This is a genomic window from Enterococcus sp. AZ091, from assembly GCF_051714805.1.
In the GTDB taxonomy this organism is placed as follows: Bacteria; Bacillota; Bacilli; order Lactobacillales; family Enterococcaceae; genus Enterococcus_D; species Enterococcus_D gallinarum.
Genome location: NZ_JBIOSO010000003.1, coordinates 61936 through 85243 on the forward strand (window position 1 = coordinate 61936; position 23308 = coordinate 85243).

Below are 23308 nucleotides of genomic sequence, written 5' to 3' on the forward strand. Positions count from 1 at the left end.
TTCCTATTGCTTTGTACGACAAAGTGATACACCTCCAACAAAAAAAGAGAGAAAATTTCTCTCTTTTTTATTCATTGATAATTTCAGCAACTTCTTCGGCTGCATTACCTTCCTGCACGACTTTGGTTGTGGCTTGTCCTTCATCCACAACAGAATCTTCAGTCAGCTGCGCTTCTTCTTTGGATTCTTCTGAAATGCTTTCTTCTGGTACTTCTTCCGTCGGGTTTTGATCTGAAGGGGTTTCGCCCTCTGCTGGTTTATCTGGCTCTATCTCTTCGTCAGCTGGGAGAACCGTCAAAACAAAAGATTCCGTTGTTTCTACAAAAGAATCAGAAACCGATAAGACGATCGTGTATTCACCAGGTGTAGACAAATCATATTCCCCGCTTACTACAACTTGAGACAAATCGAGCACTTCTTCGTTATCTATGACGCTGATACCTTCTAAAGGATCAAATGATTCTCCTTGATAAATTGTTTTGTTGGAAACACCAATGATCTTCGGTGGTGTATTCTCTACAGTGATTTTCCCTACCACAGTGGTACTCTTTCCATAGGAATCTGTCGCTGTAAGAGAGACTTCATAGCCACCAGGCTTTGTAGGATCAACCGCAGCCATTTCAGTTTCGTTGTAGGTTAACTTCACATTTTGATCTTCTCTATCCTTGACAACCACTTGATTCAAATAATTTTCCGGATTAAATTCAGAAAAAACTGGTATTGTCATATTCACATTTGAAAGAGAAGGTGCTTCATTCTCAACTTTGACTTTCATTGAAGCGACAGCCTCTGCTCCATAACTATCTTCTACTTTATAATGAACTGTATAGACTCCTTCAACAAAAGGATTTAAATCCGTTGTATATGTTACTTTTGAAGATAATACACCGTCTTCTAGATCTTCAGCTGTCACATACGATGCAAGATCGATCGTTGATCCAATTGGAATTGTTGTTTCTTTAGTAGATAATGAGAGGGTTGGCCGACTATTCACATAGATTGGAATGGATACTGTATCAGAATAACCTTGAGTATCTATGGCCGTGATAGTCAACGTCTGAGTTCCTGCAATACTTGTATCAATTGTCGTAGTAGTAATTAATGGATCAGCTTGAGATCCAGCAACGACATAAAAATAGTCGCTAGCTTGAAATGCTCCATTTTGTTGAATGACCGGAAATTGGCTATTCGGATAAATTTTAGGTCCAACCCATACGGGGACTGGATCAACAGCAACCGGCGGTAGTTCTGGATTTGTTGGTGTCTCAATTGGTGCCACTGGATCCACACTAATAATAGGTGGAGCTACTGGCGTATTCGTAGGACTGTCTTGAACTACCAAAGTATCCTTTGCTTTATCAGCTAATTCCGTCTCTTTCTCAATTGATTGCTTAAGTGCAGTTGCAACAACTGACAGTTCTTCTGGATTCAACTGTGCCGCCGCAACATAATTTCCTTCATTCGTTGTCTCAGAACGAATAATACCAAAATGTTCCAAACCCGAAGGTACTTTATCTTGCTGTTTCTTTGTGTCTCCTTGTGTCTTCTGAGACGCTTTGGGACGGATTATTGAGTCCTTATTCTCTTCTGTAGATTCTGTTGTTGATTTCATTTGATGCATAGGTGTGACACTACTATCTTGATTCAATTTAGTTAAACCAAAAGCTGTTCCACCTAATAAAAGTGTAGCTGCTGTTCCAATGAGGACCTTTCTATTTACCTTTTTTATTGCTTTGCGACTATATCTGTTTTGCTTTTCATCTTCACTCACTTAGTTAATCTCCTTTCTTCTAGAGCTGTTCCTAAGTCATTTAGGCGACGTTCCCATATTTCTTTATTTTTTGTATCTTTTTGCTTTTGATATAAGTCAATCATGTCATTCATGATATGCGCACTGTCTACCGACTCTTGATACTCTTTTTGAAGAACAGCAGACTGTATCTTTTTGCCGATATCTTCAACATCATTCAATTTCTTCTCTTTGATCAAACTTCCAATCTGGTGTAGATAGGCATAGTCAAGAGCTTCATTCAACTGGTCTGAGTCTAATTTTTTTGCTAAAAGTTCGGCTTCAAAAATCATATTTTTCTCAATATATGCAAAACAAAGCATAATTTTTCTCTCTTCAGTCAGTGTGGTTACATCTGTTTGAATCACCGTATCCCAATCGCGTTCATAAAAAGCTAGATCAAATGCACCGCTAGCAGTAGGGTGTGTCTCTTGTAACATTTTCAATTTGTCCCAATTCTGATTGTCCTTATAGTATTCAGCTATCTCCTCTAGCTGATCAGGATATTTAGCCGCTAATTCCTTTGGTACCAACAACTGGAGATCTTCCCTAAACGTTTCTTTGGTCTCTACTGCACTCGTTATAGGAAATATCTGATTACCCATTAGAAAATATGCCCCTACTCCACCTAATAGCAATATAAAAATGATCACCCCACTAATAATCCAGGGTGATCGTTTTCGTGGTTTATTTGATTTTATAGGTATTTCTTTAGCAGATAGTGCTTGTTGAGCAATTTCTTCTGTAAGAAGATCAATCATTTCTTGGATTTCTGTGCTGTTATTCGGAAATTCGTTCATCAATGTCTTTTCTAGCCATTCTAAAAAAGAATCCCCATTTTCCAACCCAAGCTCAAAGTATCCTTTATAACCAAAGTCTTTATCCTTTGTATCAAACAGCTCCATGTATACTTCTTCGTTTTGATTTCTTTTATTAAAGTCCGCGTCCAAATCTGCTAGAACTTCTAGACCTTCTACTAAAGAATAAGGCTTTTTTCGAAAACCATATTTTTTCTCAAATTTTATTTTAATCATTGTCATCACCTCCAATTCCAAGGACTAAAGGTTTGAAACGGAAGTAATCATAAAGTTATCCCCGTAACAAGAGCGTTTCAATAATTGCAGGTGAAGCCCCCCAACTTGAAGCTTGTCCTTGTAAATAAGCAATGATCGTTCCTGCGCAAAAGCAGCCAACTAGACCAAGACATGCTCGAAATGCGTGTTCCTGCCCCTCTGCATGTTTCTGAGGGTTTTTTGACATGTAAGCAAACATGGCTAAAATGAATTGTACTGTTGCGAATCCGGCTGCTGCTAAAAGTAACCAGCTTTTCACATCATCTAAGATTTTTTTACCCACTTGTCCGGGATTAGAAGTTGCTGCTACTACTAAATAAAAAGTTGTTTTTAACATTGTCATTCTCCTCTTTTATTTGCATAATTTGTTTTTGGTGTGATTGCATCAGCAATGTTATCAAGTAAATAGTTTAATTCTTGCTGTGCTAACCAATCCTCGTAATCTAATCCTTTTTTTCTCATTAAGTCCTTTACCGTCTTTTGGATCTCTTTCTTTTTAGCAGAAGTAAGATCTAACGTAAGTCCGGCCATAAATAATCACCTCAAAATCGATTTTTTTTCTTTTTTACTTTCCAGACTGCCACCAAAATCACAATAGCGATCACAAGTCCTGCTACCATTAGATTCATATTGGGATCAAAGATAGAAAAATAAACACTTCCAAAAACTAAACCAACAAACAAAATAATACCCAAAATACCTAATAAATATCTCATTACTTAATCCTCCATTTTATTATTTTTTATGGGCGATTACACTTTTTCTAATCGCTACTTTTCGTTTTCTTGCTTTTTTTGCGGCTTCCTGTTCATCTAAATAGTTTTGGTATTTTTTATTGATATGATAAAGCTGTTTGATTTGAGACGGTCGAAGATCTTGTTCTTCCGACACGACAAATACAAAATGCGACATTTGAAAAATGTCTTTTCCTTCATACGTCTGTTCCGTTTGATCATGATCAATATTCAATACAATCGGATTGTCGCCCTTAAAGCCAATCAAATCGTCCACATTGATCTCAATATTTGTGTTACATCCGATAATCAACCCGATTTTTTGAATCCGCATAATACTAGTGCGCGTAACAATACGATTACGAATCAACTCGCCAAGTCGGCTTTTTGATAATTGGATAGTTGTGATTTTGGTCCCTTCCTCGTTATAGTTTAGTAAAACATCCAATCCAAGTGATAAATGTAAAACACGATCTTTTTCTAAAGGTTCATTCATTGAAGTTCCTCCCTATTCTTCAATTTAAAAGACAAAAAAACTCGAGATTCTCATTTCTCAAGCTTTTAAAATAGTTTTCGATGGAATTTCCATCGATCAAGTAAAACCTCTTAAAAAGCAACTGAGGGCCTATAAGAAGCGGTATTTACTGATTATAAGTCTTCTATATCCGATAAAAACTTATCCGGTCAAACAATTTAGTTTCCAATGATAAGGCAGATTATACTCTTTGATCCAAAAAAACGTTTTTTCTATTGGCGCTTCGATTAATTCAGCTAACTCACAAATCATTAACTCTGGTTTCTTTTGGCAAAGAGATCGAAGAAGCGCTATTTTCGATCGCTCTTTTTGCTTCATTTTTTCCGTTTCCTCCTCCCTTTATAGAAAATCAATACTATTATTAACGTATTGATGATCATCATGCTTTGTCACAATGTACAATCGCTAATTTCAATATTTTAAAACTTTTTTGATTCTTCATCGATGACTTGAAACGCCTGAAATCGAAAAATATAGCGTATTTCCACTCATCTCGTTGTTCTAAACACATAAAACATATCCCACTATACAAACAAAAAGAAGGACAAAGAGCGTAAACGACGTTTCTAGAATATCCCTTCGTCGTTCCTTCTTGCGCTGTTCTTCTTGTTTCTTGATTCGTTGTTGGTTACACACTCGTTGCTTTTCTGGTACAGGAACAAAGTAACACTTGTAATAAGAAATGTTATGAAGTGCATCAAAATGTGCTTCACAAAAATAGCCCGCTTCTTCGATTGCTTGAATTACAGAAGGTGCAATGGGTTCATACTCCCATGACAACGTAAGCGAATCTGCCCAATCACGTTCTTCTTGATACATTCGAATGGCCTCGAGTAATTCCTCTGCCGTATAACAATCACTACAAGAAAACATCCCGATTCACCCCCTTAAATTTTTTCTTTCACCTCCTTTTTCTTTGTTATAATTATTCTAAATAAAGAAAGGAGGAGGTAACATGCAGCTATCCCTAACAGTACAAGAACTCAATCACATTGTAGAAAAAGCGATTGAGCGAAATCACGGCGCTGAACATGATGCTATGCGTGATACTTTAGTGGAATATTTAATTTCATTATTTCCTGACAAAGAGTTTACGCTAGACGAAGCCGCAACCGTTGAAAAAATCGTTGATTTACTCATTCAGTTTTCCGTCACTTCCGATGCAAGAGCTTCAGTAGAAGTATTGGATGTACTAAGTCAAAAAGCATTGGCCACACAAACACAATGAACAAGGAAATCTTTTCCTTGTTCATTTTTAATTATAAAAAAAGACAGCACATCTATGATTTGTGCTGTCTCTTACAGAAGAATAAGCGATAAGGAGCTTTCCTCCTTTCGGTTTTTAGAATGTTGTGAGTAGTCTAATAACCAACTCTCTTACTCTTTCTTGATCATGCCAATAATAATTCATAACGTATTGTCTTCAGTCCTTGGTTTTGGCAACATCGGCGCAACAGAAGCTGCTTTCACTGATTGTTTCATTTTTGGTGCTGCCACAATTTAAACCGTTCAATCTTTATTTGTTAGATCCAGATTGTGACTTCTTCAAACATTTCTTGGTCATCTTCTGTTTTGTGAAAATAATTGGTTGAAAACAAAAAAATTTAAAAATAAATGTCTTCAAAACTTTTATTTTTTACTAAATGAGTATGCCCCACCTACTAAAGCAATAGTTGCTAAAAATACTGCTTTTAAAATGGGAATACTGATAAATTTCACTAAGAGAATTATGGTTACCACAAAAAAAAATATAGACAGAATACAAGCTAACATTTCCTCTACGTCAACGTAGCTATTTTTTAATATGTTCCAACAAAATACAATTCCTATTATGCCAATAGCTCCAAGAACTACTGTCATACCAAAATATTCCAAAGGTTCCCAACCATTGTACTGTAGCAATTCCATAAAAAAAGCATTCGAATATTCTTTTAATAAATAAGCGTTTAACTCGTTTAACTTAATCAAGAAAATAACTACAAATACTTCATAAATACTGATAGGTATTAGCAATTTTACTATTTTGTTAACATCCATAATTGTACTACTTTCTGTCTTCTTTTTTAGCTTTTAATACATCTTCCACCATAAGTATTTCTTCGTGTAATTGATATAAGGTTCTCATAAAACTTAATGCTGTGATAAAAATCAGGAATGTTGCTGTGATAAAGAATATCAGAATGATTAATGTCCATCCTTTAACAAGCAGTGGATCAACATTTGCTTTTCCAACAGCATATTCTATAATTTTTCTTGTTAAATCAAAAACAGTTCCCCATGTCCCCGTCAATATAGTTAATAAAATTGTACCTAAAAAAATAGCACATACATTTCTTTTGTATTCGTACTTTGTTTTTAGTGTTATTAGTTGAAACTTTAACCGATTGATTGAAAGTTTTTCCAACATTAATTTATCATTAGTATACTTATGATAAGCCCTCTCTTCTCTACTTTGACGAGAAAAATACATGAGGCATTTTTTTAAATCTGTTGTGTTTTTTTTCATAACACTATCCTCTCAGAGTGAACGGATCTGATGAAAATCAATCTACTTAATTATACATTAAATGAAATCATACAAAAACAAAAAATTTTTTTCTTCTCTCTTCCCTCCCTTCCTTCTCTCTAAAACCAAACAAACGGCTAGAATTTCTAACCGTTTGTTCATCCTACCTAGTCTTTGACTTTGTATAAGTCATAACCTATCAATCCTGCCGCAAGGACAAAGATCATTCCAATCATGATCCATAACACATTGTCTTCAGAGCCTGTTTTTGGCAACGTTGGCATCATAGAGGCTTCTTTGACTGGTTGTTCTGGTTTCATTGGTTGTGGGGGCTTTGGTGCTTCTACAATTTGAACCGTTTGATCTTTATTCGTTAGATCCACGTTGTGACGTGCGACTTCTTCAAACGGTTCTTTGTCATCTTCTGTTTTCGCTTGCAGCCATTCCGCAAAACTCAACCCTTTTCCGGCAAGATTGCGACCGTCTACCAAGAATTCAAACAAGAATTCCATGGTAGCTTTGTCTGCCGTAAAGATTTTTTCGGCATGTGTACCTTCAAATGGCGTGCCGTCTGGTGTTAAGTAGCCTTGAACAATCAGCTTGTACAACTGACCGATTGCTAAACCATCTACTTTGACCCATTCCAATACTGTTTGATTTGGCAAGGCCAAGATCTCTTTTCCACCATTCGCATTGGTGGCTTTGGTCGTAATGATTGGATTGACAACTTTAATGGTTTGGTCTTTGTCAGTAATGTCCGCATGAGAGGCTAATAATACGCCTTCTCTAAACAGATCTTCAAAAACCACCACTTCTTTGCCTCGTAGTGTACGTGCGTCCAATACAAAGTCTAGATTCACCGTATCATCGGTACGTTCTGCTACAAACGTCAACGTACTTGTAACTTCTTTTCCATCTACTAGCACCGGTTGTGCCATTGCTTTATCCATTAAAATACCGGTTACTGTGTATGTTTTCCCAACGATCAAATCATGGTATTTCACAGCGTCTGTAATCGTTACTTTCGTTAATGGATTGACCACTTTTAACCCTGTTGGTTTATGCGTAGCGGTTGTGCGAACACTTGGATTTGTCACCCGTACGGTTTGGCCTTTATCATTGATGTCTTTGTGATTCGCCAATTCTTCATCATTTCTAAAGAGACTTTCAAACACGACGATTTCACGACCATTTAAGTCCGTTAGATCAAAAGTAAATGGCACGATCACCGTTTCGTTTTCTGCTTTGGCAATAAAGCCTACACTTGTTTCTACCGTATTTCCATGAACAAGCAATGGTTCACCTGTTGCTTTGTCCATTAAGATTCCTTTGACCAAATAAGCTTTTCCTGGAAGAATCTCTTTGACTTCAACGGTATCGTTTAAAGTAAATCGACCCGTTGGATCTGCGACGGTCAATCCATCTTCAAATACAGCTGTGGTATGAACCGTTGGATTGTTTACCCGGACACTTTGATTTTCATCCGTAATATCTTCGTGTGCTGCAACTTCAATGCCATCACGGAAAAGTTTTTCAAAGACAACGATCGTTTGACCTTTTAAGGCGCTAGCATTGGTCACAAATTCCAGGTCTTTTGTGCCATTGGCTTTGTCTGCAATAAAGGTCAACGTTTTTCTGATTTCTTTACCATCTTGTAAGATCGGCGCATTGGTTGCCTTGTTCATCAATACCCCTGAAATCGTGTATTCTTTCCCAACAAACAAGTTCGTATAAGAAACACTGTCTTTGATTACTACTTTTTCAAGTGGATCAATGACTTTTTTTCCGTCTTCTTTATTCGACGCTTGTGTTTCAAGTGTTGGTGGAATCAAATAGTTACGTACAGAAACCAGCAGCGTTTCGCCATCATCTGGCGCATTTTGTTTGAATACGACGGTGAATGCTTGTTTGTCTGTATTTGGTTGGAAGATTTCTAATGGCGCATTTTCGGTAAAATAGTAAGATCCAGCGACTAAGCCTTTGACTAGAAGTTCACCGTTGGTATCGGTGGTGTATTCCCCTAAGGCTTTTCCTTCGCCGTTATACAGCGTAAAAGTCACACCCGCAAGCGGTGTTTTCTTCTTGTTCCATTCTTCATACTTGAACAATTTCACGTTTTTCCGTGCTTGACGGTTCGCAAAATTGATCACTTTGATTGGTTCTGTATCATCGGTAATCGAGAACACCAACGGTGTTTTGTTTAACAAATAATTTTTTGGTGCGTTGATTTCTTCTAACCGATAACGATTTACTCCATACGTAAACGTACCGTTCGTAACAAGGTATCCTTTGTCATTTGTCCGGAAAATATCTGTTACTTCGGTATCATTTGGAATGGCAAAGGTGACATACTTATTGGCTAAGGTATCAAAGATTTTGAATTCCGTATTAGCTAAAGCAATCGTTTTTCCTGTTTCTTGATCGACTTTAACCACTTTAATGCGTTGTTCGATTACCTTATCTTCTAAGACATAGCGGAAGGTTTGGCCTTGTTTGGAAATCGTTACTTCGAACGGATCAAATAATTTGTATCCTTCCTTGCCTTTCGTTTCAGAAACAATATAGGTATCAAAAACAACGGAATTTTTACCGAAGGTAAAGTAACCGTCTTTGTCAGTCAATACCGCTTTAACGACTTTCCCCGTTGTTTTCGAGGTCAAAGAAATTTCAATGCCTTCTAATTTTGGTTTATTGTCAGGATTGTTGGTATCCACAAAGTCTTTATTGCCGACCTTGACCCCTTCAATCGTTCCTTTGATCACTTGGTCTTTTGCCGTGACTTCTTTTGTGACGGTTTCTTTGTCTTGATCCCCATAGACTAACTCAAAATGGATCTTATTCGTGTTGAGGTTGTAGCCAACTGGAGCTTTTTCTTCTAACCAATAGTAAGAAGAAAGTTTCAGATCTTTCACTTCCGCTTGGACTTTCCCATTGATATTTTTCAACGTAACAGATTTGATTTTTTTACCATCCGCTTGATAAAGTCCATAGACTGCGCCTTCTAAGATAGCAGCACCTTGTGCGTTGTTTCCAGTTTATAGCAATAGGTAAACCTTTGATTGTCTATTACCTTAGCTAATGATAATAGTTCGCTCTCCAGCTTTTCCCCTGCTCCACACCGTACGTGCGACTTTCACCGCATACGGCGTTCCAACTTATTTTCTTTAATAAATATCAGCTAAATTACATTTTCTACGATAATCATTTACTTTTTGTATTTGCTTCTCTGACAATTCAAGTAAACATACGTATCTTTCAATCGTTTCTTTTTGGGTTGCATGAATCAGTATATGTGCCCATTCATGTATAACAACAAGATTTTTAAATTCATCCGTTCCACCAAGAGCTCTGGGTATAATGTGATGACAATATACTTCTGATGCAGTAAGAAATCTTCCTGTTATTGCACATTTTCCTCGTTGCATGGAATATTTAGAAATTCGATTATCCGCATATTCCAAATTACTTACAGCGAGTGTTGAGTTTATTAATTCCTGCAATTCAGTTCCTATGGAACTGTTTAAAGGTTTGTATAAATACTCTCGTCCAGTCGCAGTATAATCACAGATTTCTTGAGTAAAATTTCTCAACATTTTCCACTGAATATCTCTAAGTGGATACAAATAATTTTTTCCTATTTTGAATGTTTTATATCTGTTTCGATAAAATTTTCTGTATACATAAGGTGGACTTCTTGGTACTTCATACACTCCTTTTGTCCTTAAACGATTATAGGTCGCAATTAAGAGTGCATAGGCTATTTCAGTGAAATCAATATTTACATGTGTTGCTATTGCGAAATATTGATGTACTCCCAAGACAAACGAGTTATACTCCATGATATTTTGCCATGTTGGGTTCACTTGTATTTTCTTGATTCTTTCTTTAGCCGATTGCTTTATTCTTTTCTTATTTTTCCTAGATACATTTGTTTTCGCTACATACTTATGTTTCTTTGGGATTACTCGAATTGAGAACCCTAAAAACTCTGAACTTCGCTTTCTTAAATTTGTTACTTTTGATTTTTCAGGGGATATTTCAAGTTTCAAATGATTATTGATATAACCTTTTACCGCATGAAATATCTTCCAAGCCTTTTCATAATCCTTTGAAAATATTTTAAAATCATCTGCATATCTTACAATATACATTTCTTTTAATTTTGATGTTCTTCTCAGTGCTGAATATTTGCTTCCATTCATAGAATATTTATGCCTTGTGGAAAATTCTTCCCACTGACTTGCTATCCAGTGATCCAAATCATTTAAGACAACATTCGATAATAAAGGGGAAAGAATTCCACCTTGCGGTGTACCTTTATTTGGTACACCAATTCCTGCTATTGGTGCTTTTAACATTTTCCCAATAATAGCTAGCACTCTTCTGTCTTTAACTCCAATTGTGTAGAGTTGACTCAATAGTTTAGCATGGTTTACATTATCGAAAAATCCTTTAATGTCCACATCTACAACATAGTGTAATTTGCTCTTATTTATGAGATACATACTACGTGCCATAGCGTGTTGTACCGACCGATTTGGTCTAAAACCATAAGAATGTTTGTAAAACTTAGCTTCACAAATAGGTTCTAATACTTGTTTGAACATTTGCTGTATAATTCTATCTTTAATTGTAGGTATCCCTAATGGTCTAACTTTTCCATTTTCTTTTGGAATCTCTACTCTCCTTATAGGATCAGGCTTATAACAGGTTAGCTCTTTTCTAATTTCCTTAATAAATTGATTTTTATCTTTTATTTTAAATTCAGAAATTATTTTATTATCTACACCTGCGGTGTTTGAGCCAGTATTAGACTTTATTATTCTATAAGCTAGTAAAATATTTCTATCGGAAACAATGATTTTATAGAGATTAACACCTTTCATTTGATTATTTAAGCTCCGCTGAAAGAGCCAGTCAAAAGTACCTTGCATATCATAATACTCAAAGTATCGTAACTTCGTACTCACTGATAGATTGTTGCTCCTAACTATGTTAGTCCTATCCTCTTACTCGACCTTGTGAGTTTCATTTATCTATATTTATTTTAGATTAATAAGCCTTGGGGCTATCCCTCCACGTTGATTAGACGTTTCACAGGTACTATGCCCCTACTCTCACGAGAGCTAAGAAATTTCAGATTTCTCCTTATATTCACCACTCCGATGACAGCCGTTTGATGAGTGTCTCTCGTTTTCCACGTTCAAATGATTCTAGCTTTTCATACCTATCCTTAGGTGCTTACTATGAGCCTGAACAATTATCGCCTCATTGTTATCGATCCCGAATTTCATAACGCAGATTCTTACTTTTCGGTATTGTTCCTTGCATAAACAAGCACATTCTTTTCAGAATATGAGAAGTTTAGACCCGTACATTCGCAAGTTCGTCAGTTCCATCGGAACATTCTCACCATAGATAGTTTATAGCGCCCCGGCATATCCATTGCCTTATGAATTAGCTACTTCACTTAGGCTTTGTTCTGCCGACTTCACCTAGTTCCATACCCAAAATTCCTGCCAAAATTTTACGCATGTAGGAGTATCAGACTAGTTGTTTCAATCAACATGACGATTTTCATTCCAACTATCAAATCATTCATTGTAACTATATAATATAGCCCTCACTTTTCGTGCTTAACCACTTATAGTGAAACGTGTCTCACCTGCATCTTCTTTGAAGAGTTTCGCAATCCCTAATTGTTCTTTGTTTTCAAGGGTCACTTTGATTGTTTTATTCGCTTCGATTGTAAAATCTTTGCTTGTTTTGTTCAAAATGTATCCAGTTGGCGCTTTGACTTCGACAACAGTTCCTTTTGTGCCATGCGTTACATTTTTGATCGTTGCTTTCCCATTTTTATCTGTTTTCACAGTTTGGTCTTTGCCATTGATCGTGACTTTGATTTCCGCATTCGCTAAAGGTTTCTTTGTTTTTGCATCGATTTTCAAAATTTCAAGGTTTCCTTGTTTAAGGACGTTTAGGTTTAAAACAGCATTATTAGGATCTCCTGCTTTTGCATTAATCACATCTTGTAATCCTGGTGCTGTATAAACAATTGTCGCACCTTGGTAAGAAGATGCAATATCATATTGAAAACGAATATTTCCTTTTAGTTTACTAGAAGCTTTCGGAGTAATCTTTAACGTATTTCCTTCTATCTTTACTGTGACATCCGCTGAATTACTATAAACCTTGTAATAAGACAACACATTATTCAAATCTTTTAACGTTAGTGTTTCGCCAATTTTTACTGTCTTCGTTTCATTATGAAAAGATGGCTTTTTAGAAAAAGCATTTACTTTTGCCATTACAGCTTTTTTGAATGCCTCATAACCTGCTTGACTGGCTTGTCCTGCTAAATCAGTAATGTTAGAAGTAGTAACTCCCGCAACTATTTCTTGAACCAGTTTTTCTGTATAAAAAGCATTAACAACAGATTTTTGTTTTTCCCAACCCCAATAAACCGCTAACGCTGCTTGTTTATGTTTCGCATTATTCGAAGTGCTCGTAGTAAAGCCTCCATTAGCACCCCAATTTAATGGAACACCAGGTTCAATACACCACAACATATTTCCTTGATCATCACGTTTTGCATAATAACCAAGTTCTTTATTTCCGTTACTTTGACTCCAACCAATCGTTGAACTACCATAGCTTTGATCGACATGTACTGTTTGATTCGCGGCACGTGTGGAAACTGCGGCACGACGAACACGGGCTGTTCGTGGTTGAGTAACAACAGACGTTTCTTCTCCTGCTTTATCCGATAACGTCGTTTCTTTCTTATCAGAAACCACCACAGAGTCTTCTGTCGTTTCTTCGGTATCCTTATTGTCTACAGGCTGTTCTACTGGTTTTTCTGTGTTAGTAGCGGATGTATCCGTTTCTTTCTCTACAGAAGGTTCCGTCAAGGCAGGCAACTTAGGTGCTGCTTTATCTTCTGTTGTTGCCTCTGTCGTATCTGTTGTTTCTGCTGGTTCAGAAGAAGGTGTAATACTTGACGTACTTTCTTCTGAAAGTTCCTGTGAACTGTCTGTTTCTGGTTCTACCGGTTGCGTGACAGCTGGACTGTCTCCTGGTTTTTGCGCTTCCCCCATCGTTTGATCAAGGACTGCTTTTGAGTTGGTTGTCGGTGCATCGGTCTCTGGCATAGACTCAGCTGGTGTTTCTACCGCTGGAACTGCTTCTTCTACCGGTTGAACTTCAACGGCTTCAGCGGGAGCTGCGACAGCTGTTTCTACCGCTGGTTGACTGGGTGTCGTTTCTTCTGCTTGTGCTTGAAACGTCCCGGTCAAAAAGCAGAACTGAGAAAATACCAGAAGCGCAGCGGCTTTTAACCAACTCTTTTTCGTTCTTGTCTCCACAAGAATCGCTTCCTTTCCATTTTATTTTATCTATAATAAAACGCCATTACCGAAATCGATAACGACGTGAATAGTTGTTCTTATTCTATTTGATCTGGTGATCTCACCCGTGGTAATGCATCCATCTTTTTTCACTCCAAACAAAAAAGGTACCAAGATATTTCTTAGTACCTTTCATTCTCTTTAGTTATTCCAATTTTCAGCCATTTTATTAAATTCATCTTCTGTATAAAAGTTTACCGTTGTTTTCTCAGAGCCATCACTATAGTAAACTCCCCATGTTTCATATCCACCCCATTTTAAACTACCGTCTGGATTTTCCATATTCATCATACCCCAATTACCAAACTCGTTCGCTTCTGTACCATCATCCCACAAACCAGAAACCACATTTCCATTTTGATCTTTCATACCTGCAGAATTTCCAATTTCACCACGTACAATCGTTGGTTCAGTTGGCTTTGGTGTTTCAGAAGGTTTCGTTGTACCGCCTTGTTCTCCACCTGTACTTGGTTGTGTCGGTGTCGTTGGTTTTTCCGCGGGTTGACTTGGTTGTGTTGGTTGATTACCTGATGATGTTTCTGCAGAAGAACCAGTTGATGGTACTGGAGTTTCTGCTTGGTTTGAAGGGGCTGTTGTCCCAGTTGTCGAGCTAACTGTCCCGTTTTGATTGTTATTCGATCCGGAAACAGAAGCGTTTGTTCCAGGTGTTGTATCTGGTGTATTCGTTGCTTGATTCGTTTGTGATTGACCAGGAGCTGATGTTTCTTGCGCTTTTTCTTCTGCTTGATTTGTAGCTTCCTGTTTTCCTACTGGTTTATTAGTATCATTCTTATCTTGTGGTCGAATCACTGTTTGAGCAACTGTTTCTCCTTTATCATCCTCTACAGAAACCACATTTCCTTCAAAAACTAACGTATTTCCAGCATAAATCAAATCTACATTGGCAATCTTATTCATGTCCACCAGTTTCCGTACCGTCAAATTTGTTGCTTGACTGATACCACTCAATGTATCTCCCCAGATAATCTTATACTTATTGTCTTTAGCTTTCGCAATATCTGCTTTGATTTGATCAACTGTACGTGGAATCCAAACACCGTCTACTTCTGACGCGTGGGCATCTGTTCCACTTGTTACAAACACAACTCCTAATGCCGCACCAACTACTACACTTACAAATACTTTCAACTTTTTCATTATTTATACCTCCAAATATAGTTAATAAATATTTACAAATACATTGTACCAAACTTAGTTCAACGGTGCAAGTGATTTTGTTCCTCTTTTATTTTTTGATATACTAAACTTAGTTCAGATTCTAATTATTTTATAGAGAGAAGGGAATAGCTATGAATTTAACCACTCTAGAAGAAATTCAAGAATGGGCAGAATCAAATCTAATCAACCGAAAACAAGCTTCAAAAGTTGCTGGATTAAATTATGAAGGGTTTTCCAGTGCTATAAAAAGAAAACATATAAAACCCTTTATTGAAATCGGTGACGAAAAAGGGCCTTCGACTACACGCCTATACCTTAAAAGTGACGTAGAATCCTATGCAAAAAAAGTTAAGCCTAGAAAAAAATCGGCTAATTAACAACATTGACAATTTGAGATAATTTAGTATTCTAAATAAAAAGGCTAAAATAATTACACATCTATTAATTTCTTAATATTAGTTAACTGCCAACCAATGCGAACTCCCTTTAGCCTTTTACGAACCTTCTATATCACACTTCTTTGAGGGTTCGTTTTTTTAGTTTGCTCATATAAATTACTCAATTAGAGAATACGTTTGGTCTTGCAAAACGAGACCCTCTCTATTCTACCTATGATTCAATTACTCTTTCTGATTAATTCACAGAAAGAGTTTTTCATTGTTTACTACTTCTATTTCATTTCTTCAAAGGAGAAATGCGTTACAGTCTCTCCATCCATCATTCGATAAGATCTTATAAGACCGTATTTTCGTTGTAAGTAAGAAATCAACGTCAAACGTTCTTTTTTTGTATAAGGTGGCTTTCCTTTTAACATTCGATGATTATCTAATATTTCGAATGAAAAAATACTCCCTTTAAAATTTTTATAAATATCTTGTGCTTCATCAAATACATGCATTACAGTAACCTTTTCCAAAATATTTTCCCCTTTTTATATTTTCAAAATATTCTAATCATTTTTATACACCAATAATACAATAGAATAATTAGTTTGTCATAAAGAATTATTTATTTTTTATAATTAATCACAGTCATATGTTTCAAAAAGTACAAAGAAGCAAAATATAAAAAACAGCAATAGAATAAATAAACTAAATAAGACAATCAGCCCTGTTATTAGTGTAATGGCAACTAAAAAAGTTGGATTAATCGATTTTCTAATACGATTTTTCACTGAATACTCCTTTTTCTGAACTTATTTCTTGTTGTTTTTTGTTCTCTTTCATCAGCCCATTTTCTTTTCTCCAGTAAAGAAAACTACCTGAAGATATACCAAAATATCGATGCATATCCTTTATTGGAATCCTCCTTTCATACAATTTTTTATAATTATTTATTGTTAAATCCAGATGAGCGTGTTGTTCTGGAAAAGATAACTCTTTTGCCTTTCTTTGGATTGCGTGGACTAACTCATTCTCCTTTTTGTACCAGTCTTGATCCTTGCTTAAAAGGATCAGCAGCTCTAAACGTTTGATTCGTTTGTTCTTCCTTTTTTGTTTATAACTTTTTTCCATAGTTCTCTCCTTCCAAAATTATTTTTTATTCAACATTTTGTATTTACCAAAAATAAATTCGCGAGTTTTATGGCGTCCGATAACTCTAACCCTAGTAGAAAACGGTAAATGCTCGCTTGCTTTAAGACAAGGTCTTCGCAAGTATCTACATGTATGTAGCAAACAGCCATTTGTTCTTTGTTACAAGAACGACTGTGTAGCCCCAAAGCCCTATAAGCTACGCTGATAACTTCGGGAACATATTTGCTCTTTAGATAAGATCGTCTGTAAATGTTGTTACACAACCGTTTTAGTCGGCTGCTTCATTACTTTACTGATTCTTTTGCTTGAGACCATTAAAAGATACCTCTTTTAGAAAGCTGTCAACCTAACGTTGGACCGCGTTGACTCCCCCTTCAATTAGCAACTTCTTCAGCAAATCCTTCACTTTCGAAATATCCTCAGAGGATTTTCAGGCAAATACAAAATGTTGATTCATTTATAATTTTGTTTCTTTCAAACTACTTCTGTTCTAACATTCATTCCACTAACTTGGTGGATAACTGACTATTCAAAAAAGCAGTTCATCCCATAAAAATACATATTCAATAATTATTCTGTGCTATAATTCGTTTATAAAATAAAAGGAGATATATTATGAAAAAAATTTTTCTATACCTTATTGCTATTGGATTTCTTTCAGGATGCTCGGCAAATAATAACGATACCAAAAATTCTTCAACGCATGAAAGTTATAAAGATTCTTCTAGTAGCTACGTGAGATCCTCAATTACAAAATCTTCTACAAAAGTTACAAGTTCTTCAACAAGCAGCTCAAATCATACAACGTCTTCATCAAGCCAAGTATCCCTTATTTCAAATGAAGAGGATGCAAAAGAAGCTATTAAACAAAAATACGGATTTTCCGCAGACACAAGACTAACATTTTGGGAAATGATAGGCAGTGACTATCTATTCAAAGCACAAAGTGAAGCCGCCATTGCAAACGGAGGTACTGGCACATTAGGATTCTATCGTGTTACTCCAGATGGAGAAGTGTATGATGCTGATTCAACTGGGGAAATCTATCAATGACTTTGACGGGTGCATTTGCACCTTTTTTTTGAGAACACGTAATTAACAATACCCGTTTCATTTTTCTTTTCCTAAAGTTAGTAGTATCTGTCACTAATCAACTTGTTTTTTCAAATAATTTTCAAGTGCTTGTGACACAACCGCTTGACCTAATTCTTCAGAAATAATTCTATACGCACCAGAAATCATTTCTAATTCTTTTGCTCTTTCCGCTAATTGATCTAGTTCAGCTATAGGATCATCACTCTCTCTAAAAGCAAATTCTCTTAATTCTTGTGATAAACTTTTACCCATGATTTTCATACTCCTCTATTTTTACCACTAAATTCTGTTGGCTATATTCCAACCCCGTTTGTACCTTGAACCATTTCATTAAATCATTGTAAATACTCGGAACAGTAGCATAGTTACCATACTTAGCAATCTATTCTACACGTTGTTTTTCAAATTCTAGCAAACTTTTAAAGATTAGTAGATTGGCATCAAACATACTTGCCGTTCCTTTCGATAATCGTTTCAAATGATTTTCAGACATTTCCTTTCACCTCATTCCGCTATATCTTCCACTAGCGTACCTAATCGTGACCTTCTGAAACATCACGTCCACACATAGGACAAAAATTAATTAAAACCATATCATCATCATTGTTCCCTCTAATATCTAGGCAGCCATTTAGACCATCAATTCTGGTATCAATTTGATTGAAATCAGTTTTAAGTGATTCACCATAACAAGTGCCTTCTTTTGGCGTGCAGTACTTACATTCTTTCAAGTTAGCTTCCTCCATCCCTTAATTTCTTCCAGCTAGTCAACTACTTTTTGATAGTAGAATTAATCTATAAACTGTATCAAGTCATGCTCATGTAACATTATCATCTGTTTCAAATAAACTATCTACACAAATACTTTGATAAAAAGCAAGTATTTGTTGAAATTCTTTAGTTGTCAGCCGTTCAGTTGGCTTACAATGAAATTTCGCAGTGGTTTTTATGCCATACTTTTTTTCAAGTTTCTCAAACAGTTCTTCATAAGTGTGGAATTTTGGGATACAGTCATATGCCTGCTTTCGTTTAATGTCAATGACTACTAAATCATGACCAAATCCACCGTAAACAAGTTCATGTGTAAAATGATACGCTGGATAAATATCATTACATTTTTTGATTGCCTCCTGCACTTCCTCAACCAAGTAATCATCTAAACAAAAACGAGCATAATACGTCAGCAATTGATCCATTGTATCTAAAATGGACAAATCCTTTACCAATTGTATAGCAGTAATCTCTCTCATTTTATGCTCCCTTTTTTACTCTTGACCTTCTTGATACATCACCTTTGGATCAAGTGTCGGCACTTTTTATTTAATCCTATGTCAAAATTCGCAGCCTCTTGTACAATCAATTTATAAGACTGTTTCTCTGCTTCCAAAGTAAAAATAATTTACTCATATCACATTTTTTGTAACAAGTTTTCCCATTCCTTTTCCTGTAAATCTAAGAGGAGAACGAAGACTCACCCGTCTTGCAATAAGTATTCCTTGCTTATCAAAAACTAGTCGGATATATCTCTCAATCTCTCGAAAACGAACTTCTTTTCCTGTTTCAACATAAGAGATTCGATTAGCTACGTGGCTGATCTTTATCTCTATCAATCTAGTACCTGTGATTAAATAGTTTTTAGCTATTATCTTTCCAGTCTGATCTTTTTTGCGAAATAAAACACAACGATAACCATACTTCATCAAGTATTTTTCCATTTTGTCTCTCCCTCCCCTCTATCGTTTGTTTTTATCTCAAACTAGACAAAAAAGGGCGAGGAAGCGTATTTACATACACTTCCTCGCCCTCACTGTCACGATACCGCAAGTCATTCTATCCTAGTAACTTATAGTCCTAGATAATTATTTTTAATAAACAACTATCCGTCATAGATACTAGCTCTATAAAATCCGAAAGAAAGTTCGCTTTCTTCCCCTATAAAGTTCTGATATAATATGACCGTTGCAGTTCAAACTGTGACAGGAGGAGCAAACAGCATATGTAGGTCCTATCTACATAGGGGCTGACATTGTTCCCTCAACGACCTAATACTAAACGCCAATTTAGTATTAGCGAGAGGGGCAATGGCTCCTTTTTTGTCTAGTTTCAAACCGAAACTAGCAACTATTCTATTTTTATTGAATAAACGTTACCATATTGTTAAGTAAAACACAAGATTATTAGGCTTGTAAATCTGTAATCAACTGTTTTCACTATCCACGGGTAACAATTTGTATATCACGCAACATTTCTTCCATGTTACCAATAAACCCTAATAAATAGCCCATTACTAAACCTCTTTTCTAATTAAGATAAATATCGTCACAATAAAAAAAACATAAATATTTATAAATAAAATTTATCAGATTTAAAATGAAAAAGAAAGGAAAAAATTAAAAATGGAAGAATCTTCCATTTTTGCCAAATAAAATAAAAATTATGCTACAATTAGAGATTAACCATTTAATTAATGCTATTGAAAACCTGAAACAAGCAAAACATGTTTCACAAAAAGAATTATGTTTAGGAATTATGGATCCATCAACTTATTCAAAAATAAAAAAAGGAGAACTCTCTTTAAGTTTAAAAGATGGATATGAATTTCTTTCTCGTTTAAATGCTTCCTGGACAGATGTAGAATCGCTCAACTTATTTACTGATCCTCAAATTAATCGAATTTCAAAGAAATATAATCAATTGACAGGTAATCCCAAATCCTCCTTAAGCGATATTGAAGAATTATTCCAAGAAATTTCTTCACTGGATTTGAAGAACAGCCAATTGTTACGTTTATATTTATTATTAAAAAAATATTATTCCCAAGAAAGCTCCTATATTCCAAAAATTAAACCGAATGAAATTGAATCAATTTTTAAAAATATAAACATTTCAACCATATTAACTTCTGTTGATTATAAAATAATAGGTGATTTAACATCTGAATTTTCTATCCCACAATTGCTCGAGTTATATCCCAAGCTAATGGTAAAAGATTTAGAAGATTTTTTAGTCAATCCCAGATCATCAAAGTTATACACCTTACAGGGATTATCGAATATTGCCGACATCTTTATAGACAATGCCTATTTTGCTGAAGCAGAAAATATCCTTGATAATTTAAAATCAACTTCTACTTGCATCAACTCCTTTTTTTATATTTTCATGTACCACTTTCTAAATTATCGATTACAATTTTTCAAAGAAGAAAATGAACATAGAAAAAGTAAAATACTAAAAGAATTTGAAGACTGGATAAATGCAGCACAATTACTATTCAAAGAGGCTCCGCAAAATATAGAACCATTCGTAAATTCATTTAATGATTTAAAAAAATCGCAAGAAAATCACACTAAAATAATTTTTAGAAATGTTTGATTTAGGGGTATCTAAAGTTAATTTAAATATTTATTGTATTTTTCTGAAATTAAACTTCTCAATAAAACTCAAATCCAGTGATTCCATATACCTTGTTTTTTTATCAAAAAGTGCAAGAAAAAAGAGCTGCATTAGCAGCTCCCAAAGGAAAAAATGAAAAAATTTAATTAGATAAAAATAGTTTATACCCGGAAAATAAAAAATGCAATATAGAATATGATTAATTTTACAATCACACCAAAAAATTCAATATGTTATACTAGAAAAGAAAGTTGCTATAATTCAGGTGTAGCGCTGTCCGGTCGTGGTGACCCCAATCAACTTTGCAATTTCTTATTTGAAACGTTGGTTGTAAGGAGGTCTGCCAATGAATAACAGTGGAATGGGAAAGGTTACGTTCTGAAATAGAATGTTGCAAAATATTCTAGCAATCTTAACGATCATTAATTTGATCTTAGAGATTGCGAACAAAATAAAAAGCTTAAAGGACTAATCCTTTAAGCTAAGCCTATTATCACTGCCGTAACAGTTTTGTAAAAGGTGTTACCAGCACCTTTTACCTACACCTGAATTATAACAACTTTTATGGGATTCGTCAAAAGTGACAAAACATTTTAGAAGCAGCTTCAGACGTTTTTCTTTTGTATAGCCCTGTTACATTTTCTTCCAAACATCAAACGTTTCAGGCTCAATTAACTGATTAAACTCTTCGGACGAGTATATCGCAATCTGATTCAACTTGTTTCTTACCAGATAGTCTCCTGGTGTTGCACTGATTGATCCTTTGGCCGAATTAATCTGCATTTTGTTCTTTTTCTTGGTTTTAAAAACATCAGACCCTATACAAAAATCAATCACTTGTTGGGGATTCTCCCCTGTATAGACCAGGTATTCATCGGTATGACAGTAATGACACTTCTTTTTATGCGCTTTCTTTTCCTTGCAATGATCCCACATTTTTTCTCCGAAACTTTTGGTAATTGACAATAAGAATCCGGTCCAGTTTCAACATAAATTGCACTCGCTTCTTCACTTGTTAACAACCGACCCTGAAAGTAAGGATACTCCTTTTGAGCGCTTCTTTATTTGCCTTTCAACAACTTCAATCGTCTCTTAGTCGCGATAAGAGGCCATTTTTTTTCAAAAATTTTGACATAAGCAGTGAGCTTCTTGAAATTTTCACAACTTAAGCAATCAGGATCTTTCCCTATTTCATGATCAAAAGCCAAATGTTCTTCGTGGCAATATGCCACAAGAGAAAGATATTTCCGAAGCTCTTTTTTCGTTTCTTTTTTTGTATCCAAAGTCTTTTCCCGTCCTTGGGGTCACTGGAACATCCGTACAGAAAATAGCGGTAGAAAACCGAACAACTAATGGACAATTAAGTCGGTTGTTCGGTTCTTTTGTTTAGCTTTCTCAATTTTAGTCGATTGATTTCACGGTAAAAGGTTCCTGTAGATATTTGATTGGTCTCAATGATTTCTTTGACAGAATAATCGCCACTTTTGTACATTCGAACTGCAATATCTAGTTTCTCTTGTGGAATTTTAGGACGGCCAATCGCTACCCCTCTTTTTTTACTAACTTCGATTCCTTCACGGACTCGATCAACCAAAAGATTCCGTTCTAATTCTGCGATCACACTCATCATTTGTAACATGGCCTTCCCCGTGGGTGTTGAAGTATTCATATTCTCTTTGAGAGAAACAAATTGAATTTGTTTTTGATCCAATTCTTGAATCAAGTTCAAAATATCCAAAGTATTACGTCCGAGTCTAGAAATGCTTTCTACTACAACACTGTCTTCTTTTCGAATCGTCTGAAGAAGCTGCTCAATTCCTGGGCGGTTTCTTTTTGTACCTGTATATTTTTCTTTAATAATCTTCTCTGCACCAAAATTTTTTAACTGATCAATTTGACGATCTAAATTTTGATAGTTTTTTAGAATCTAATTTGTCTATTTTGAGTTCTTGATTTGTCAGCATTTCCAGTTTTCAAAAACTCATTATAAAAAAGTTTATAATAAACCGTTGCCAAAAAGAAGAGAACTCTTCATAATAAGCAAGAATATAATTTGGAGGGAA

27 protein-coding genes are annotated in these 23308 nt (G+C 35.4%); 4 read left to right on the top strand and 23 right to left on the bottom strand.

Annotated elements, in window-relative coordinates:
* Window positions 1-67 precede the first annotated feature (67 nt).
* From IGJ28_RS17630 to IGJ28_RS17665, 8 genes are all read right to left on the bottom strand, one after another.
* Entirely contained in the window at window positions 68-1771 is a 1704-nt protein-coding gene (locus tag IGJ28_RS17630) for an immunoglobulin-like domain-containing protein (RefSeq protein ID WP_438845587.1), read from the bottom strand.
* Complete coding sequence (locus IGJ28_RS17635; protein WP_438845588.1) at window positions 1768-2823, bottom strand: hypothetical protein; 1056 nt, start codon at window positions 2821-2823, stop codon at window positions 1768-1770. The genes IGJ28_RS17630 and IGJ28_RS17635 overlap by 4 nt, the downstream gene beginning before the upstream one ends.
* A 55-nt stretch (window positions 2824-2878) precedes the next feature.
* Window positions 2879-3199, bottom strand: a complete 321-nt coding sequence (locus IGJ28_RS17640; RefSeq protein ID WP_228074007.1) for a hypothetical protein — start codon at window positions 3197-3199, stop codon at window positions 2879-2881.
* A gap of 2 nt (window positions 3200-3201) precedes the next feature.
* The gene (locus tag IGJ28_RS17645; RefSeq protein ID WP_103301242.1) at window positions 3202-3393 is read right to left on the bottom strand and encodes a hypothetical protein; all 192 of its coding nucleotides are present in this window, start codon (window positions 3391-3393) and stop codon (window positions 3202-3204) included.
* Between the two features lie 11 nt (window positions 3394-3404).
* Complete coding sequence (locus tag IGJ28_RS17650; RefSeq protein ID WP_167757191.1) at window positions 3405-3578, bottom strand: hypothetical protein; 174 nt, start codon at window positions 3576-3578, stop codon at window positions 3405-3407.
* Window positions 3579-3597: 19 nt separating this feature from the next.
* Window positions 3598-4092 carry a hypothetical protein gene (locus tag IGJ28_RS17655; RefSeq protein ID WP_138372266.1) on the bottom strand — a complete coding sequence of 165 codons (495 nt, stop codon included), beginning with the start codon at window positions 4090-4092 and terminating at the stop codon, window positions 3598-3600.
* Between the two features lie 180 nt (window positions 4093-4272).
* On the bottom strand, window positions 4273-4449 hold the full coding sequence (locus IGJ28_RS17660; RefSeq protein ID WP_167757192.1) for a hypothetical protein: 177 nt from the start codon (window positions 4447-4449) through the stop codon (window positions 4273-4275).
* Window positions 4450-4632: 183 nt separating this feature from the next.
* Window positions 4633-5004, bottom strand: coding sequence for a hypothetical protein (locus IGJ28_RS17665; RefSeq protein WP_103301244.1), 372 nt, complete (start codon window positions 5002-5004; stop codon window positions 4633-4635).
* A gap of 82 nt (window positions 5005-5086) precedes the next feature.
* Between IGJ28_RS17665 and IGJ28_RS17670 the strand changes: the two genes are divergently transcribed.
* Window positions 5087-5359, top strand: coding sequence for a hypothetical protein (locus IGJ28_RS17670; protein WP_438845589.1), 273 nt, complete (start codon window positions 5087-5089; stop codon window positions 5357-5359).
* Window positions 5360-5760: 401 nt separating this feature from the next.
* Here IGJ28_RS17670 and IGJ28_RS17675 read toward each other — a convergent pair whose 3' ends face one another.
* The 6 genes from IGJ28_RS17675 to IGJ28_RS17700 form a co-directional block, all read right to left on the bottom strand.
* Entirely contained in the window at window positions 5761-6168 is a 408-nt protein-coding gene (locus tag IGJ28_RS17675; protein WP_103301246.1) for a hypothetical protein, read from the bottom strand.
* Between the two features lie 7 nt (window positions 6169-6175).
* Complete coding sequence (locus tag IGJ28_RS17680) at window positions 6176-6637, bottom strand: hypothetical protein (protein WP_103301247.1); 462 nt, start codon at window positions 6635-6637, stop codon at window positions 6176-6178.
* A gap of 167 nt (window positions 6638-6804) precedes the next feature.
* Window positions 6805-9645 (bottom strand): VaFE repeat-containing surface-anchored protein, encoded by a 2841-nt coding sequence (locus IGJ28_RS17685; protein ID WP_438845600.1) that lies wholly within the window; start codon window positions 9643-9645, stop codon window positions 6805-6807.
* A 156-nt stretch (window positions 9646-9801) separates the two neighbouring features.
* Complete coding sequence (ltrA, locus tag IGJ28_RS17690) at window positions 9802-11607, bottom strand: group II intron reverse transcriptase/maturase (protein WP_252712687.1); 1806 nt, start codon at window positions 11605-11607, stop codon at window positions 9802-9804.
* 666 nt (window positions 11608-12273) lie between these two features.
* A complete protein-coding gene (locus tag IGJ28_RS17695) occupies window positions 12274-14001 on the bottom strand; it encodes a SpaA isopeptide-forming pilin-related protein (RefSeq protein ID WP_438845590.1) in 1728 nt (575 codons plus the stop codon).
* A 183-nt stretch (window positions 14002-14184) separates the two neighbouring features.
* Window positions 14185-15201: a LysM peptidoglycan-binding domain-containing protein gene (locus IGJ28_RS17700; RefSeq protein ID WP_138372267.1), complete on the bottom strand. Its 1017-nt coding sequence runs from the start codon at window positions 15199-15201 to the stop codon at window positions 14185-14187.
* A 152-nt stretch (window positions 15202-15353) separates the two neighbouring features.
* On the opposite strand from IGJ28_RS17700, the gene IGJ28_RS17705 reads away from it, so the two are divergent.
* Entirely contained in the window at window positions 15354-15599 is a 246-nt protein-coding gene (locus IGJ28_RS17705) for a hypothetical protein (RefSeq protein ID WP_138372268.1), read from the top strand.
* A 293-nt stretch (window positions 15600-15892) separates the two neighbouring features.
* On the opposite strand, the gene IGJ28_RS17710 is transcribed toward IGJ28_RS17705, so the two are convergent.
* Both IGJ28_RS17710 and IGJ28_RS17715 read right to left on the bottom strand, forming a co-directional pair.
* Entirely contained in the window at window positions 15893-16138 is a 246-nt protein-coding gene (locus IGJ28_RS17710) for a hypothetical protein (RefSeq protein WP_138372269.1), read from the bottom strand.
* A gap of 241 nt (window positions 16139-16379) precedes the next feature.
* Entirely contained in the window at window positions 16380-16736 is a 357-nt protein-coding gene (locus IGJ28_RS17715; protein ID WP_257603533.1) for a hypothetical protein, read from the bottom strand.
* Window positions 16737-17372: 636 nt separating this feature from the next.
* Between IGJ28_RS17715 and IGJ28_RS17720 the strand changes: the two genes are divergently transcribed.
* Window positions 17373-17810, top strand: a complete 438-nt coding sequence (locus tag IGJ28_RS17720; protein WP_138372271.1) for a hypothetical protein — start codon at window positions 17373-17375, stop codon at window positions 17808-17810.
* A gap of 93 nt (window positions 17811-17903) precedes the next feature.
* Here IGJ28_RS17720 and IGJ28_RS17725 read toward each other — a convergent pair whose 3' ends face one another.
* From IGJ28_RS17725 to IGJ28_RS17740, 4 genes are all read right to left on the bottom strand, one after another.
* Entirely contained in the window at window positions 17904-18104 is a 201-nt protein-coding gene (locus tag IGJ28_RS17725; protein WP_138372272.1) for a hypothetical protein, read from the bottom strand.
* Between the two features lie 281 nt (window positions 18105-18385).
* The gene (locus IGJ28_RS17730) at window positions 18386-18583 is read right to left on the bottom strand and encodes a hypothetical protein (protein ID WP_135172256.1); all 198 of its coding nucleotides are present in this window, start codon (window positions 18581-18583) and stop codon (window positions 18386-18388) included.
* A gap of 87 nt (window positions 18584-18670) precedes the next feature.
* Window positions 18671-19102: a hypothetical protein gene (locus tag IGJ28_RS17735; protein WP_242387880.1), complete on the bottom strand. Its 432-nt coding sequence runs from the start codon at window positions 19100-19102 to the stop codon at window positions 18671-18673.
* Window positions 19103-19255: 153 nt separating this feature from the next.
* The gene (locus IGJ28_RS17740) at window positions 19256-19567 is read right to left on the bottom strand and encodes a hypothetical protein (protein WP_103301256.1); all 312 of its coding nucleotides are present in this window, start codon (window positions 19565-19567) and stop codon (window positions 19256-19258) included.
* A gap of 721 nt (window positions 19568-20288) precedes the next feature.
* Between IGJ28_RS17740 and IGJ28_RS17745 the strand changes: the two genes are divergently transcribed.
* Complete coding sequence (locus tag IGJ28_RS17745; RefSeq protein ID WP_438845591.1) at window positions 20289-21224, top strand: hypothetical protein; 936 nt, start codon at window positions 20289-20291, stop codon at window positions 21222-21224.
* 654 nt (window positions 21225-21878) lie between these two features.
* Here IGJ28_RS17745 and IGJ28_RS17750 read toward each other — a convergent pair.
* The 3 genes from IGJ28_RS17750 to IGJ28_RS17760 form a co-directional block, all read right to left on the bottom strand.
* Complete coding sequence (locus tag IGJ28_RS17750; RefSeq protein ID WP_438845592.1) at window positions 21879-22211, bottom strand: hypothetical protein; 333 nt, start codon at window positions 22209-22211, stop codon at window positions 21879-21881.
* Between the two features lie 95 nt (window positions 22212-22306).
* Window positions 22307-22528, bottom strand: a complete 222-nt coding sequence (locus IGJ28_RS17755) for a hypothetical protein (RefSeq protein ID WP_103301259.1) — start codon at window positions 22526-22528, stop codon at window positions 22307-22309.
* Window positions 22529-22605: 77 nt separating this feature from the next.
* Window positions 22606-23172, bottom strand: coding sequence for a recombinase family protein (locus IGJ28_RS17760; RefSeq protein ID WP_103301260.1), 567 nt, complete (start codon window positions 23170-23172; stop codon window positions 22606-22608).
* Between the last annotated feature and the right edge of the window lie 136 nt (window positions 23173-23308).

Excerpts from the sequence above, each read along its gene's own strand:
- IGJ28_RS17650 (WP_167757191.1), bottom strand. The coding sequence starts at position 3,578 with ATGAGATATTTATTAGGTATTTTGGGTATTATTTTGTTTGTTGGTTTA.
- IGJ28_RS17715 (WP_257603533.1), bottom strand. The coding sequence starts at position 16,736 with ATGGAAAAAAGTTATAAACAAAAAAGGAAGAACAAACGAATCAAACGT.
- IGJ28_RS17705 (WP_138372268.1), top strand. The coding sequence starts at position 15,354 with ATGAATTTAACCACTCTAGAAGAAATTCAAGAATGGGCAGAATCAAAT.
- IGJ28_RS17745 (WP_438845591.1), top strand. The coding sequence starts at position 20,289 with ATGCTACAATTAGAGATTAACCATTTAATTAATGCTATTGAAAACCTG.
- IGJ28_RS17720 (WP_138372271.1), top strand. The coding sequence starts at position 17,373 with ATGAAAAAAATTTTTCTATACCTTATTGCTATTGGATTTCTTTCAGGA.
- IGJ28_RS17675 (WP_103301246.1), bottom strand. The coding sequence starts at position 6,168 with ATGGATGTTAACAAAATAGTAAAATTGCTAATACCTATCAGTATTTAT.
- IGJ28_RS17735 (WP_242387880.1), bottom strand. The coding sequence starts at position 19,102 with ATGAGAGAGATTACTGCTATACAATTGGTAAAGGATTTGTCCATTTTA.
- IGJ28_RS17740 (WP_103301256.1), bottom strand. The coding sequence starts at position 19,567 with ATGGAAAAATACTTGATGAAGTATGGTTATCGTTGTGTTTTATTTCGC.
- IGJ28_RS17725 (WP_138372272.1), bottom strand. The coding sequence starts at position 18,104 with ATGGGTAAAAGTTTATCACAAGAATTAAGAGAATTTGCTTTTAGAGAG.
- IGJ28_RS17680 (WP_103301247.1), bottom strand. The coding sequence starts at position 6,637 with ATGAAAAAAAACACAACAGATTTAAAAAAATGCCTCATGTATTTTTCT.
- IGJ28_RS17670 (WP_438845589.1), top strand. The coding sequence starts at position 5,087 with ATGCAGCTATCCCTAACAGTACAAGAACTCAATCACATTGTAGAAAAA.
- IGJ28_RS17655 (WP_138372266.1), bottom strand. The coding sequence starts at position 4,092 with ATGAATGAACCTTTAGAAAAAGATCGTGTTTTACATTTATCACTTGGA.
- IGJ28_RS17635 (WP_438845588.1), bottom strand. The coding sequence starts at position 2,823 with ATGATTAAAATAAAATTTGAGAAAAAATATGGTTTTCGAAAAAAGCCT.
- IGJ28_RS17660 (WP_167757192.1), bottom strand. The coding sequence starts at position 4,449 with ATGAAGCAAAAAGAGCGATCGAAAATAGCGCTTCTTCGATCTCTTTGC.
- IGJ28_RS17640 (WP_228074007.1), bottom strand. The coding sequence starts at position 3,199 with ATGTTAAAAACAACTTTTTATTTAGTAGTAGCAGCAACTTCTAATCCC.
- IGJ28_RS17700 (WP_138372267.1), bottom strand. The coding sequence starts at position 15,201 with ATGAAAAAGTTGAAAGTATTTGTAAGTGTAGTAGTTGGTGCGGCATTA.
- IGJ28_RS17645 (WP_103301242.1), bottom strand. The coding sequence starts at position 3,393 with ATGGCCGGACTTACGTTAGATCTTACTTCTGCTAAAAAGAAAGAGATC.
- IGJ28_RS17665 (WP_103301244.1), bottom strand. The coding sequence starts at position 5,004 with ATGTTTTCTTGTAGTGATTGTTATACGGCAGAGGAATTACTCGAGGCC.